At 63.6% G+C, this 13759-nt stretch carries 14 protein-coding genes; 3 read left to right on the top strand and 11 right to left on the bottom strand.

Annotation, left to right across the window (positions count from 1 at the left end):
• Positions 1-5: 5 nt before the first annotated feature.
• The 4 genes from ACE3TY_RS09340 to ACE3TY_RS09325 are packed head-to-tail and all read right to left on the bottom strand — an operon-like array spanning position 6 to position 2867.
• Positions 6-233: a sulfurtransferase TusA family protein gene (locus tag ACE3TY_RS09340; protein ID WP_374652757.1), complete on the bottom strand. Its 228-nt coding sequence runs from the start codon at positions 231-233 to the stop codon at positions 6-8.
• Positions 230-1174, bottom strand: a complete 945-nt coding sequence (locus tag ACE3TY_RS09335) for a DMT family transporter (RefSeq protein ID WP_374652756.1) — start codon at positions 1172-1174, stop codon at positions 230-232. The genes ACE3TY_RS09340 and ACE3TY_RS09335 overlap by 4 nt, the downstream gene beginning before the upstream one ends.
• 4 nt (positions 1175-1178) lie before the next feature.
• On the bottom strand, positions 1179-1982 hold the full coding sequence (locus tag ACE3TY_RS09330; protein WP_374652755.1) for a phosphate/phosphite/phosphonate ABC transporter substrate-binding protein: 804 nt from the start codon (positions 1980-1982) through the stop codon (positions 1179-1181).
• Between the two features lie 30 nt (positions 1983-2012).
• Entirely contained in the window at positions 2013-2867 is an 855-nt protein-coding gene (locus ACE3TY_RS09325; protein ID WP_374652754.1) for a GFA family protein, read from the bottom strand.
• 145 nt (positions 2868-3012) lie between these two features.
• Here ACE3TY_RS09325 and ACE3TY_RS09320 point away from each other — a divergent pair, with 145 nt between their 5' ends.
• Complete coding sequence (locus ACE3TY_RS09320) at positions 3013-3966, top strand: fatty acid desaturase (RefSeq protein WP_374652753.1); 954 nt, start codon at positions 3013-3015, stop codon at positions 3964-3966.
• A 19-nt stretch (positions 3967-3985) separates the two neighbouring features.
• On the opposite strand, the gene ACE3TY_RS09315 is transcribed toward ACE3TY_RS09320, so the two are convergent.
• Genes ACE3TY_RS09315 through ACE3TY_RS09305 form a run of 3 tightly spaced genes read right to left on the bottom strand, consistent with a single transcriptional unit; the run spans position 3986 to position 7256 of the window.
• A complete protein-coding gene (locus ACE3TY_RS09315) occupies positions 3986-6166 on the bottom strand; it encodes a molybdopterin cofactor-binding domain-containing protein (RefSeq protein WP_374652752.1) in 2181 nt (726 codons plus the stop codon).
• 12 nt (positions 6167-6178) lie between these two features.
• On the bottom strand, positions 6179-6634 hold the full coding sequence (locus ACE3TY_RS09310; RefSeq protein WP_374652751.1) for a (2Fe-2S)-binding protein: 456 nt from the start codon (positions 6632-6634) through the stop codon (positions 6179-6181).
• 22 nt (positions 6635-6656) lie between these two features.
• Positions 6657-7256 (bottom strand): hypothetical protein, encoded by a 600-nt coding sequence (locus tag ACE3TY_RS09305; RefSeq protein WP_374652750.1) that lies wholly within the window; start codon positions 7254-7256, stop codon positions 6657-6659.
• A 273-nt stretch (positions 7257-7529) separates the two neighbouring features.
• On the opposite strand from ACE3TY_RS09305, the gene ACE3TY_RS09300 reads away from it, so the two are divergent.
• On the top strand, positions 7530-7898 hold the full coding sequence (locus ACE3TY_RS09300) for a VOC family protein (RefSeq protein WP_374652749.1): 369 nt from the start codon (positions 7530-7532) through the stop codon (positions 7896-7898).
• Here ACE3TY_RS09300 and ACE3TY_RS09295 read toward each other — a convergent pair.
• The 4 genes from ACE3TY_RS09295 to ACE3TY_RS09280 all read right to left on the bottom strand — a co-directional run bounded on the left by ACE3TY_RS09295 (position 7895) and on the right by ACE3TY_RS09280 (position 13038).
• Positions 7895-8974 carry an aldo/keto reductase gene (locus tag ACE3TY_RS09295; RefSeq protein WP_374652748.1) on the bottom strand — a complete coding sequence of 360 codons (1080 nt, stop codon included), beginning with the start codon at positions 8972-8974 and terminating at the stop codon, positions 7895-7897. The genes ACE3TY_RS09300 and ACE3TY_RS09295 overlap by 4 nt on opposite strands.
• Positions 8975-9178: 204 nt before the next feature.
• Positions 9179-10717, bottom strand: coding sequence for a trimethylamine methyltransferase family protein (locus ACE3TY_RS09290; protein ID WP_374652747.1), 1539 nt, complete (start codon positions 10715-10717; stop codon positions 9179-9181).
• Positions 10718-10989: 272 nt separating this feature from the next.
• The gene (locus tag ACE3TY_RS09285; protein ID WP_374652746.1) at positions 10990-11928 is read right to left on the bottom strand and encodes a hypothetical protein; all 939 of its coding nucleotides are present in this window, start codon (positions 11926-11928) and stop codon (positions 10990-10992) included.
• Positions 11929-12360: 432 nt separating this feature from the next.
• A complete protein-coding gene (locus ACE3TY_RS09280; protein ID WP_374652745.1) occupies positions 12361-13038 on the bottom strand; it encodes a ferredoxin in 678 nt (225 codons plus the stop codon).
• 79 nt (positions 13039-13117) lie between these two features.
• Between ACE3TY_RS09280 and ACE3TY_RS09275 the strand changes: the two genes are divergently transcribed.
• Positions 13118-13687 (top strand): HD domain-containing protein, encoded by a 570-nt coding sequence (locus tag ACE3TY_RS09275; protein WP_374652744.1) that lies wholly within the window; start codon positions 13118-13120, stop codon positions 13685-13687.
• Positions 13688-13759 lie beyond the last annotated feature (72 nt).

Below are 13759 nucleotides of genomic sequence, written 5' to 3'. Positions count from 1 at the left end.
ACGCCCTACCCCACCACCTCGACCCTGATCCGCCACACGCCCGGTTCCGGCTCGGACCCGTCGAGCAGCTTGTTGCCGGTCACTTCGCAGAAATGGGCGAAATCCTTGGGGGCACCTGGATCGGTGGCGTCGACTTCGAGGATGTCGCCGGGCTGAAGCTCCTTGATGAGCTTGCGCGCCTTGAGGACCGGGATCGGGCATTTGAGGCCGCGGGCGTCGTACTGACGGATCATGCATTCACTCCTTCGGCGGTGGCGGCCTTCGTTTCGCGGCGGGCCTGCCAGCTTTCCAACAGGCTGGCGCTGACGATGAGCACGCCGCCCAGCAATTTGTGCCAGCCAAGATCCTCGCCGGCCAGCCACGCGGCGGAGCCTACTCCGACGACAACCTCCGATGTCATCAGGATGCTGGCGCGGCCCGGCGACAGGCGCCCGGCGCCCCACAGGCTCAGCACCATCGCCGGCACCACCCAGATGAAACCGGCAGCAACGATCCAGGGCAGCGCGCCGATGAGGATAGCAGTTTCGGGCCAGCCGGCAGTGCCCCCGCCGTCGCCGATCAGCACAAAGACCAGCAGCCCCACCGGCAGGGCACAGCCGAATTGCGCGATGCTCTTATCCAGCACGGTGATCCCCGACCACATGCGCGCCGTGAGCAGCGCCACCGCCCAGCAGAGGCCCGCGCCCAGCCCCATCCATTCAGCGAGGTCCGACGGCCAGGGCCAGCGACCGCCGACACCCTGCAGGATGACGAGGCCCAGCAATGCCAGGCCGATGCCGATCCAGCGGACAGGTGTGAGCGGCGTCTTCATGAAGACGCGCTCCAGGATGGTCGACCAGATCGGGCTTAAATAGAAAAGCAGGATGATGATGCCAACTTCGCCCAGCACCACGGCGACGGCAAAGAGGATGTTGCAGCAGGCAAGCGACCCGCCGCACAGCAGCATACGCCAGCCGCCGGCTGCGAGTTCGTGCCGCCGCAGATAGAGGAAGGGCAGCAGCGGAATAAGCGGCACGCCGTAGCACAGCGCGCCCGCCAGCGCCGCCGGGATGCCGGCGGCTTCCACCGCGCGCAGCGGGTACCACATCGATCCCCAGAAGATAGAGGAGCCGATCATGGCCAGGCTCGGCCACAGAATCCCGCCGACAGGGACCGTCGAACTGGTCGCCATCATCGCGTCACGCAACCTGCGCCCAGCCGGAAAGCCTGGCCGCCATTTCCTGTTCGGGGATCACATCGTAGGCGTCTTCATCGAGCACGCTCACACCGTCGAGCAGCAGCTGATCCCGGATGTCCGCGAGATCCGGGTCGCCGAACACTGCTGCAAGCCCGCTCCGCAGGGCCGCCACATCCTCGACGGGCCGGTCGAGGCCGGTAATGTAGGGAAGGCTCGGTGCCGGTGCCGTCTGGTCAAGCACGCGCAAACCCGCTGCTTCGTCCGGCGCCACGGCGCCAAGCAGAGCCCAACTCACGCAATCGATCGCGCAGAAATCGGCCAACCCCTGCTTCACCATTTTCACCGACTGGCGATGCGCGCCGCTTTCGAGCGCTTCGCGCAGCAAGCCGTTGGCAATGCCCTGCCCCGCCAGATAGTGCTTCAGCACATTGTAGCCGGATTGCGAATCCCGGCTGTTGAACGCGGCAATGCGCCCGCCGAGATCGGCGCCCGTGGCAGCAGGATCGTCCGCGCGCACGATGATGAACGAGCGATAGGCGCTGCCCTCGCAGCCTTCGGCCTTGAAACAAGGCGTCGCCAGATAGCGCACGCGCCCCTTCAATACGTGGGTCAGCGGATAGCCGCAGGTCTGCGCAAAGACCAGGTCGCGCGAAAGCCACAGCGGATATGGATCCTGCGGCCGCGTCAGCTGCTCCGGCAGGTTCGTGACGCCGGCAGCGGCAAAGTGGCTGCGCAGCCCTTGCCAGAAGGCGTCGGTCGCGTCCTTGAGTTCCGGGAAGTCATACATCGGCAGGGCCGCGATCATGGGCTTTGACTCGTCTGGTTGGGGCCTGCGCTAGAACGGCAGCGAATTGCCGCCGGTGCCGGGGAATTGCGGCAGCCTGTCGGAAATGTCGTAGTAATCGCCCTTGTCGGCGACATAGATGTGGTGGCGCTGGCGCGGCCCCATCGGCGCATCGAGGGCACCGGCGGCGATGGAAACGGCGTCGGCGCCCGACCGCTCCCAGAACAGCGACGAGCCGCAATCCCGGCAGAAGCCGCGCCGCGCCTCACCTGACGATTTGTACCAGCCGATACGCTCGCCGCTCTTGAACACCATGTCCGCCCATTTGGCCTTGGTATAGGCGGGGGCGTGGCCGTGCCAGCGGCGGCACTGGCCGCAATGGCATTGGCTGATATCGCGCATCCTCCCCGTCACGGTGAAATCGACCGCGCCGCATTGGCAGTGGCCATGATGCGATGCCGGGTTCGCATGCGCCGCCGCCGGGGCCGGCGCGCTCGGCGCGGCATTGGCCGAGGATTGGGCGTATTGCGGCAACTCGTCGGCGATATCGTAGTAGTCGCCCTTGAAAGCCACCCAGATATGCTTCGACACTTTGAGCCCGGTCGGCCCTTCCAGGCAGCCCATGGCGATGTCGAGATCGTCGCCGCCGACCTTGCGCCAGAACAGCTTGGAGCCGCAGGCACCGCAGAAGCCACGCTCCGCCGTCTCGCTCGAACGATACCATTCCAGATGCCGGGCGCCTTCGATCCGGACCTTCCCGGCCGGGGCCGATGTATAGACGCCGAGCGCCCCGTGGACCCGCCGGCACATGGCGCAATGGCAGGCCGTCGGGGTGGCAAGCTCACCCGCGATCTCGAAACGAACGGCGCCGCACAGGCAGTGGCCGTGGTGAATGTCCTGCAGCATTAACCATTTCCTCCCAGGCGCGAGCATAGCTGCCGGCGGTGGTGCAACCAAGCGCCGCGCATGGCGGCTATAAGTATTTCTTCATTGTCGGTGTTGCACAATTTGATTACGAATAACCACAGAAACCCAACGCCCATTGAGGCACATGTCCGCGCAGCCGCAGACCGCCGAGCCCTGGCGGGAGAATAAGGGCGAGATAGGCCGCCACGCATACGAGGCCGATATCCCGACTTTGCTGCTGGCAGCTGGGATATACACCGCTTTTTTTCTAACAACCTGGCATTACAAGGACTTGCCCTGGTGGGCGGTCTTGGGGCTCGGCGCCACGATCGTCTGCCTCCACGGGTCGCTACAGCATGAGGCTGTGCACGGCTATCCGTTCAAGTCGCGCCGGCTCAACCGCTGGGTGACCGGCTGGTCGCTGTGGCTGTGGATCCCCTACGACGTCTATGTGAAGACGCATACCAGGCACCATATCGACCAGGACCTGACCGATCCGTTCCTCGACCCGGAATCGAACTATCTCACCGAAGAGCAATGGGCGCAGATGTCGGGCCCGCACCGCGCGGTGCGGCAGGCGATGCGGACCCTTGGCGGGCGCATGCTTCTTGGCCCCGGCTATTACACACTGGCCTCGATTCGCCAGGCGATGCGGGATCTTGGCTCGGGCGATCGCTACCGAATCGTGCCCTGGGCCTGGCATTTCTTCACGGTGGCGATCATCCTCTACTGGGTGATCGGGGTCTGCAACATCCCGTTCTGGGCCTATGTGCTGTGCTTCGCCTATCCCGGCACGTCGATGGCGCTGGTGCGTTCCTACGCCGAGCACCGCGCCGCGCCCGATGAGAAGACCCGCTCGATCATCTGCGAGGCGGGCGCCTTCTGGGGCTTCATGTTCCTCTACAACAATCTCCACGCCCTGCACCATGCCGAGCCCGCTCTGGCCTGGTACAAGCGCCCCGCCCGATACCGGCAGCTGAAGTCGAAGCTGCTGGCCGAGAATGGCGGCTACTTCATGCCGGGCTATGGGGCGCTCGCCCGGGCCTACCTGCTCCGTCCCAAGGAACCGATCTTCCACCCCTACAAGAAGGCCAGCTAACCGATCAGCTGGATTCCTTTTAAGCCGAAATGGGCCCCGCAAAGGGCAGCGAGCGGAAGCGCTTGCCGGTGGCCGCGAAAATCGCGTTGCCGATCGAGGGTGCCAGCGGCGGCAAGCCCGGCTCGCCGATGCCGGTCGGCGCCTCGGCCGACTTCACCAGATGCACCTCGACCGCTGGCATCTCCCTGATCCGGGTCGGTTCATAATCGTCGAAATTGTTCTGCTCCACCACCCCCGCCTTGAGGGTGATGCGGTTGCGCAGGACCGCCGACATGGCAAAGCCGATGGCGCCTTCGACCTGGGCCGCGATTACATCCGGGTTGATGGCGATGCCGCAATCGACGGCCGCCACGATCCGGTCGACCTTGAACCCGTCGTCCCTGGCCGACACCTCGGCCACCATCGCGACATAGCTGCCGAAGGAATGGTGCATGGCGATGCCCTGCCCGCTGCCCTTGGCCATCTCCTTGCCCCACCCCGCTTTCTCGGCCGCGAGCTTCAGCACCCCGGCTTCGCGCGAATCCGGCTTCAGATAGGAGAGACGGAAGTCGAGCGGATCCTTGCCGGCCTTGCGCGCCAGCTCGTCCATGGTCGTTTCCATGACATGGGCCGTATGGCTGTGGCCGACCGAGCGCCACCAGAGGACTGGCACCGCGCTTTTGGCATTGTGGACATCGACGGCGAAGTTCTCGATCCCATAGGGCGTATCGGAGACACCTTCGACCGAGGTGGCATCGACCCCGTCCTTGACCATCATCGGCTCAAAAGCTGTGCCGACCAGGATCGACTTGGCAACGATGGTATGCTGCCAGCCCGAAATGCGGCCATCCTTCAGGGCGGCCCTTACCTTGTGCAGCACCATCGGGCGATAATAGCCGCCCTTGATATCGTCCTCGCGGGTCCAGACCAATTGCACCGGCGCCTTGCCGCCGATCGCCTTGACGATCTGCGCCGCTTCGACCGCCCAATCGGCCATGGAATTGGCCCGGCGCCCGAAACTGCCGCCACCCAGCAACGTGTGAATCTTGATCTTGTCCGGCGTGGTGCCGAGCACCTGGCTCACGGCATAATCGTCGATGCTCTGGAACTGGCTGCCGGCCCAGATCTCGGCGCCGTCGGCGGTAAGTTCGATGATGCAGTTCATCGGCTCCATCGGCGCGTGCGCGAGGAAGGGGAAAAGGAACTCCGCCTCGTGAGCGTCGGCCCCGTCCAGGCCCGCCGCCGCATCGCCGCGACGGGCGGCCTTGAGACCCGGCGTTGCCGCGAGGTTGCGATACTCGGCAACCATCTCATCGGTCGACCGGCTCTCCGCGCCATCCAGCTTCCAGTCCACCTTGAGGGCGGAACGGCCGCGCATGGCGGACCATGTATCCTTGGCGAGCACGGCAACGCCGTTGGGGATCTGCACGACATCCACCACGCCGGCAATCTTGCGCGCATCCGCATCGTCGAAACCCGCCACCGTGCCGCCGAATTGCGGTGCGCGCGCCACCATGGCGACCAGCATGTTGGGACGGCGGAAATCGAGGGCGAAGATGGCTTTGCCGGTGGTCTTGCCAGGCGTGTCGAGGCGTGGCAGCCGCGCCCCGATATATTTCCAATCCTTGGGATCCTTGAGAGTGACCTCGGCCGGGACCGGCTCCTTCATGGCCGCCTCGACCAGTTCGCCAAAGCGCGCCGATTTGCCGGAGGCATGGGAGAGCACACCGTTCGACACGGCGATCTCGGCAGCCGGCACATTCCATTGCCTGGCCGCGGCCGCGACGAACATCGCCCGCGCGGCCGCGCCGACCTCACGCATCTGGGTCCAGGAATTGGCCATGGAGGTGCTGCCGCCGGTGCCTATATAGGAGCCGAAGAACAGGTTGTTGTAGACCTGCGGGTTGTTGGGCGCGTGATCGAAGCCGACCTTGGACCAGTCGGCATCCAGCTCCTCGGCCACCAGAGTGGAGAGGCCGGTGCTGACCCCCTGCCCCATTTCCAGATGCTTCAGGAGCACCGTGACGGAATCGTCGGCACCGATGCGCAGGAAGAGATTGGGATCGAAGATGGCCTTGGGTGCCGCGGCTTCGCCTTCCGCCGCGGCGAAACGGCCGAAGGGCACGAAGGTGCCCAGCATGAAAGTGGCGGTCGCCGTAGCCGCCCCTTTGAGGAAGGCGCGGCGCGAAGCGGGCATATCGGCTTGACGCAGATTCAACATGGCGGGCCTCCCTCAAGCCAACGATTTGGCGGCTTCATGGATGGCCTGGCGGATGCGGACATAGGTGCCGCAGCGACAGATATTGCCTTCCATGCTGGCGTTGATGTCTTCGTCGCTCGGCGTCTGGTTGGCGCTGAGCAGATTGATGGCGGACATGATCTGGCCCGACTGGCAGTAGCCGCATTGCACGACGTCGAGCTTCTGCCAGGCAGCTTGCACCGCCGCCGCGACCTTGCCGGAAATGCCTTCGATGGTGGTGATGTCCGAACCCACAACATCGCCGACCATGGTCGTGCAGGAACGATAGGCCTCGCCATCGACATGCACCGTGCAGGCACCGCATTGCGCGGCACCGCAGCCGAATTTCGTGCCCGTCAGATTGAGCCGGTCGCGCAGCACCCATAGCAGGGGCATTTCCGGGTCGACGTCGAACTCATGCGCCTGACCGTTAATCGTGAGGTTGATCATGAGAATCTCCCATTGCAGAGGATCATTGCGGGCATTCGCTGCCGCCGGCGAGCCATGTCGTCAGATGCTCGGTGAGTTCAGCGCGCGTCAACGGCACGGGCTGGCGACCGGGGCCGGGATTCCAGCCCCAGCCGACGAGATGATCTTCGGTAAAATGCGATACCAGTTGCTCGGCATTGCGATTGCCGTTGCGCGCCGGATCGCGGACCTGGCGACAGATGTCGCCCGATGACAGACCCTGCCAATTCTGTTCCAGCGGGGCCATAGACCAATGCGGCGCGCCTGGAACGCCGGTGGTCGGATTGTTGCCGGTCTGACTGTGGCAATTGGTGCAGCGCATGCCGGTTGCTCCCAAATTGTCCTCGCCGCGCACGACCAGCGGCACATGCAGGCGCTGCTCGTCACCCTGGCGCGGCGAGTTCACCTGATGACAATTGAGACAGCGCGGATGCTGGACCACGGTCGCGACCTTGTCCCAGGCGGCCATGCTTTCGGCGGCGCTGGGTGCCGTATCCCCCCTGGACGTGTTGAGACCGGCCTGCCAGATCAGCAACGCCAAACCCACGAAGAAAAAGAGGATAAGAAACGGGAATTGTCGAAGGCTGAATCGCGCAGAACGCATCTGCGTCTCCCAATGGCTGGCAACCCGGAACGGGCGACTGACTCAAGACATGAATTGCAACACGATTCCGCCCGGATATGAATGCCCGTTCGTGTCAGTTGATTGCATGAAACTCCAAAGCGAGGCTGGCCCCTCACCCGCCCGTCCTCTATCCAGCAGACGTGAATCGAAAAGCGTCTCAAAGAAGTGAAGGACTTCCGCTTGCCCGTGCCCACTGAACACGTTAGGCCTCACCCTGATACGGACTGGCTGGCACAGAGCGGAGGAGGAATCATGTTTGACCATGTCGTATTCGGAGTGAGCGACTATGCGGCGAGCAAAGCGTTCTTCCTCAAGGCACTCGAACCGCTCGGCCTGGCTGTTGTCCTCGAAGGGCCGCTGGGAGTCGAACTGAGCCCAGACGGCAAGTCCTCATTGTGCTTGTTCCAGACCGAGGAGAAGCCGGCGCATCTTCACCTGGCGTTCACGGCCGGGAACCGCCGGCAGGTCGAAGCTTTCCATCGCGCGGCCCTGGCGGCGGGCGGCAAAGACAATGGTGCGCCCGGCCTGCGCCCGCATTACCACGCGAACTATTATGCAGCTTTCGTCATTGGTCCGGACGGGCACAACATCGAAATGGTGTGCCACGAACCCGACGCCTAATAACGATCCGCATCTCCCTCCGGAGCGAGGGGCCATGGCTCGGAGGGTACGCCGTTGACCGTGGCGCCGCTTTGGGCGGCCTGGACGACATATTCGAGGAAACGCGCGGGGAAGTTGAGCGTCGGTTCGCTTAAGTCGTTCAACTTGCGGATCATGTCCGGCGAGAGCGCAACCTCAAGGGCGCCGAGATTATCCTCAAGCTGCGCCATCGTGCGGGCACCGACGATGGGCGACGCGACGCCGGGCCGCGTGAGCAACCAGGCCAGAGCCACGCGCGACACGGTCGAGCCGAGCTCCGCCGCGATTTCCGCAAGTGCCTCGACAATGTCGTAGGTTCTGTCGGTGAGTGCCGTTGCGACGCGCGCGCCGCGACCCGGTTCCGCATTGCCGCCGCGCCGGTACTTGCCGCTGAGCGCGCCGCCCTTGAGCGGCGACCAGGGTGTGATGCCGAGGCCGAGCTCCCGCGCCATCGGCACAAGGTCGCCTTCCACCGTGCGTTCAAGCAGCGAATATTCGATCTGCAAGGCGACGAGGGGCGCCCAGCCACGGAAGCGCGCGATGGTTTGCGCCTCGGCGCATTTCCAGGCCGGCGTGTCGGAAAAGCCGATATAGCGCACCTTGCCGCTCTCCACGAGATCGTCGAGGGCGCGCATCGTCTCCTCGATCGGGGTCAGCGGGTCCCAGGCGTGCATCCAATAGAGATCGATATAGTCGGTCTGCAGGCGGCGCAGCGAATTCTCGCAGGCGGCGATGATGCTCTTGCGGTTGGCGCCGCCGCCATTGGGTTCGCCGCGATATAGATTGCCGAAGAACTTGGTCGCGATGACCGCTTTGTCGCGCTTGGCGGAATGGCGGCCGAGATGATCGCCGATGATCTTCTCGGAATGGCCCTTGGTATAGACATTCGCCGTGTCGATGAAATTGCCGCCGCGATCGAGATAGGCATCGAGAATGGCCGTCGAATCCTCCACCGAAGATCCCCACCCCCAATCCTCGCCGAACGTCATGGTGCCAAGGCAAAAAGGCGAAACACGCAGGCCCGAACGGCCGAGCGTCACGAAATGATCAAGCGGCATGGTGCATCCTTCAAAGATGGGATGGAAGGTGCGCGCATGGGATCACATGGACGGCCGCCGCTTAATACCCGTTCCTGGCGGAAGCTTGCATGATCCTGCTGAAACGCGGCGGATTTGCCGGAAACACTCACTAAGAAATCCCTCCCCCTTCAGGGGGAGGAGAAGAAAGATTTTTTCCAAGAGAAAAGAAGACGCTCTCGTTTTTCAAATCTGCTTGACGCCGCCCTCGGCTTTGCGGCGGGCGATGAAGTCTTTCATGGCTTCGTCGATGGCGGGATCGATGGCGGGCCGTTCGTATTCGGCGAGCGCCTGCTTCCACAGTGTATTGGCGCGCTGGGCGGCATCCTGTGCGCCGGCGAGGCGCCAGGTTTCGAAATTCCGCCAATCGGAGACGAGCGGCGAATAGAAAGCGGTTTCGTACCGGGCCAGCGTGTGCGCGGCGCCGAAGAAATGGCCGCCGGGGCCGACTTCCTTCATCGCCTCGAAGCCCAATGCCTCTTCCGAGACATCGAGCGGCAGCAGGAACTCGCTCATCGACTGAATCATCTCGGCATCGATGATCATTTTTTCAAAGGATGCGACGAGGCCGCCTTCCATCCACCCTGCCCCATGCAGGATGAGGTTGGCATGACCCATGACGGCGCCCCAGAGGGACATTTCGGATTCGTAAGCAGCCTGCGCATCGACCGCATTGGCGGCACAGGCATTGCTGGAGCGGTAGGGAAAGCCGTATCTGCGCGCAAGCTGGCCGCCGGCCATGGCGGCGCGCGTGTATTCCGGTGTCCCAAAGGCAGGGGCGCCGGTCTTCATATCGACATTCGAGGTGAAGCCGCCATAGACGCAAGGAACGCCCGGATTGACCATCTGGGTGAAGGCAAGGCCAGCCAGCGCCTCGGCATTGGCCTGTGCCAGCGCACCGGCAATCGTCGCCGGCGCCATCGCGCCGGAAAGGGTGAAGGGTGTAAGCACGATCGGCTGACCGGCCTTGGCCATCGCCTGCAGGCCCTGCAGCATCGGCGTATCGAGGCGCAGGGGCGAGTTGCTGTTGATGATCGAGAAGACGCTGGGTTCCCTGGCAAGCTGTTCCTTGGAAATGCCGCGCGCCAGCGCCATCAGCTCGATCGCGTCCTCGATGCGTTCATTGCCCAGCGAATATGGATGCCAGACCTTGTCGGTCAATGTCGCCGCCATATAGAGCGCGTCGAGATGGCGGGTGTTGGGCGGCAGGTCCGCCGGTTCCACCGGATAGCCGCCGAGGAACTGCACGGCGTTCAAGGACTGCGCCAGGCGCAGGAGATTGCAGTAATCCTCGAAATTGCCCGGGCGCCGGCCCTTGTCGAGATCGGAGACATTGGGCGCCGAGGCCACCGAGCCGAAATTGATGTGGTTGGCGCCGAAGGTCAGATTGTGTGCCGGGTTGCGGGCATGGAGCGTGAAGGTCTTCGGCACGGTCTTGATCTTTTCCATGATCAAGCCCAGATCGAAACGCACGCGCTGAGTGCCGGGAACAATCTCGGCGCCATTCTCCTTGAGGATACGCAGCGCGTTTTCTTCGAGGAACTCGATGCCGAGTTCCGAGAGGATGCGCAGAGAGGTGCGATGGATCGCCTCGATCTGATCGTCGCTCAAGACACGGATGGGGTCGTAATTGTTACGATGATTGCGCCAGGGCAGCTGCTTCAATCCCCGCGCCGACCTGGTATTGCGGCGACCGCGCGCCTCGCGCGCTGCTTCCCGTGACATGGTGGGCCTCGTCAGGTGTTAATTTCTGCTCCCAAACTAGCAAAGGCTGAGCACTTGCGGTCCCCTGAAAGTCTCATGAGACGCATTCCGGCATATCATCGGGGACGCGGAATGAAAAACGGCGCCCAAGGGCGCCGCTCCTACACTTCAGTTGCCGGCAGTGGATGCCCGGGTCTTCGCCCGGGCATGACGAGTGACTTTGAAGGCCCCTGTCCAGTTATTCCCGTCATCCCCGGGCTTGACCCGGGGATCCAGTTTGGAGGGAGCTGGCCTCAGTTCGCCGCGGCCACTTCCGGGGCGCCGACGCCTTCCTTGAGATCGATCTTCTTGGTGGCCGTTTCACCGGCGGTGATGACGATCTGCTCGCTGCCCCAGAGCTTGTTGCCAAGGCGCGCCACCGCGAGGTAGCGGCCTTCGCGCAGCATCAGCGTCGGGTTCGGCTTTTCACTGCTGGTGACGAGTTCGTAGACGCCGGGCGCGTTGGGGCGCTGGCGCAGGATCTGCCAGGAGAGGGCCTCGGCCGAGGTCTTCTGCTTCTTCGGCTTCAGGGCCGCGAGCTTCACATAGCCGGCATAAAGATTGAGCGTGTATTTCAGCGACTGACCGGGCTCGATCGGAATGACCAGGTCGGCCTTGGTGCCCTTGTAATGCGCGCGCACCACATAGGAGCCGCCGGGCAAGGAGAACATGCCGGTCGCGGCTTTCTGTTCGGCGACCTTCTCGCCGGCATCGGTGCCGCCTTTTTCATAGGTATAGACTTCCCACAGCACGGGCTCCTTGAGCGGGCTCTTGCCCTTGCTGAGCTTCATGTTGATGGAGAGCTGGGCCGGGGGGCCGGCCTCGGGCTTCCTCGACGCGGTCTTGGTTGGGTCGGCCAGCACCAGCGAACGCGTGGTGGCGGACTTGCCGACCATGATCGCCTGGCTGGATTCGATCTTGCCCAGTTTCGCCGTCACCAGATATTGGCCGGGATCGAGCTGGGCCAGGAGGCGCGGGCCGTTGCCGGTTGCGGTCGGCTTTGCTTCGGGCTTGCCGGTTTCCTTGTTCACCTTGACCACCGACCAGGCGATGGCGCCCTTCACTTCCGGGCCGCCGGCGTTTTCGACCGCCAGCAGGGTCACTTCGGCGGCATGCGCCGTGGAGAATGAGACACCCAGAACGACGGCAAGGCTGGCGCAGAAGGCTGCCAGCGAAAATATCAGTGAGCGCAAAACCCGCCCTCCGGCTGTTGAGGTCATTTTTGGAGCAATAGTAGATACCCCATCGACTCCCACAGCGACAAGCGTCAAGAGAGGTCACCCTCCTGCCTCGTTAAGATGTCACAAGCCCTTGCGACGCGTGACTTTTATCCCGCCTGGACGGCGTTTCCGGGTCATGGGACGGGACACAAGGCCGGTTATGAAAAATACGTTCCTTTACGTCGCGGTCAGCCACCGAAAGAGCTGCCAGCAAGGAGGCTGGCGAGAAGAGCCCCGCCCAGCATGACCAGGGCGGCGAGAGCGAGAGAACCGAAGGCCTTGAGGCCGGGATGCTTGATCATATCGATTTTCAGTTGGAAGAGCTTCAGTTGGTCGGATGTTGTGGCAATGGCCGGCCGTCAGTCGCAACCGGGCGCCGGCCGGTTCGGAATATTTGGAAAAAGGTCAGCGCCGCCGTGCCAGGAAGGCCTCCATGTGAAAAGCCATCTGCTGCGGCGGATAGGCGTGACCGCGCCCGACGGGGCAGGCACGGCGCGCAAGACAGCCATTGTCGCGGCATTCGGCACCGCCCGGCCCATCGACGTGGCGGGCACAGCGCAGATCGTCGAGGCCGTTCTCGGTGAAGGCGCCGACGGGGCACGAGGACAGGCAGGGCCGGTCGGCGCAGGTCAGGCAGGGACTGTCGGCAAAGGCGGGCGCCGGCAGTCTCAGCGCCTCGGCCACAAGAAAGGCCGCGCGGTAGGCGTGCCACAGGCCGTAGGCCGGGTGAATGAAAATCCGCAGGGGCGAGACGTGCACCGCTTCCGCCCGCGCCGCCCAGCGCTGGAACGGATGATAGGGCGGGCCGTCGGAGGGATAGAGCGGCTTGGCACCGAAAGCTGCCGCCAGCGGGTCCAGCACATCGCGCGTCCAGCGATCCATCGGATCGGCGGCGTAGCGGTCTTGCGCGCCAGAAGCCGCGAAGGGCTGCCACATGGCGCCGCCGACATTGCCGATGAGGAGGACCGTGCGGGCGGTTGCGCCGGTGTCCAGAAGCGGCACCAGATCGCCGCTTTCAGGCGCAAAGCCGCCGCGCAGCGCCATGCCTGCGGCGGCTAGAGCATCTTTGAGCGCGGCGAGCATGAGGCGGACCTGGACCGTGAAGTTTTCTGACCCTAGACTGCATGCGATTTTGGCAAAATGATGTCGAGGATGCGCCGCCATGGATCAGGAAACCGTCAACTTCATCCGCATGGAAGACGGCACCTATGAGGAATACCAGTTCCTCGACGAGGTTTATCAGAAGCTCAATCACGGCCTGGCCGGGAATGTGATCGCCAACCTCAGGAAGCTTGAGGGCGACAGGATGGGCTATCAGATCGACCGCTATCAGCATTCGCTGCAATCGGCGACGCGCGCCATGCGCGACGGGCAGGACGAGGAACTGGTGGTCTGCGCCCTCCTCCACGATATCGGCGATCTGCTGGCGCCCGAGAACCATTCCGAACTCGCCGCCGCGATCCTGCGCCCCTACGTGTCGGAGGAGAATTACTGGCTGGTGAAGCATCACGGCATCTTCCAGGGCTACTATTTCTTCCACCATGTCGGCCTGGACCGCTTCGAGCGGGAGCGCTATCGCGGCCATCCGATGTTCGAGAAGACCGCCCTCTTCTGCCAGAATTACGACCAGAACAGCTTCGACCCGGCCTATGACACGGCTCCGATGGAAGCGTTCGAACCGATGGTGCGGCGACTCTTCGCCAAGCCGCCCTTCGGCCGCGCGCGCGCCTGAAGTCCCCGCCCCCGACACCATTGTGCATTCCGTCACACAATCTAGATAAATACTTATTTATCAACTAGTTCG

Origin of the sequence: Dongia sp. (assembly GCF_041918875.1) — a bacterium.
Classification (GTDB): domain Bacteria; phylum Pseudomonadota; class Alphaproteobacteria; order Dongiales; family Dongiaceae; genus Dongia.
The sequence above is the reverse complement of the archived record's forward strand: the minus strand, read 5'-3'. Positions and strand labels throughout refer to the sequence as shown.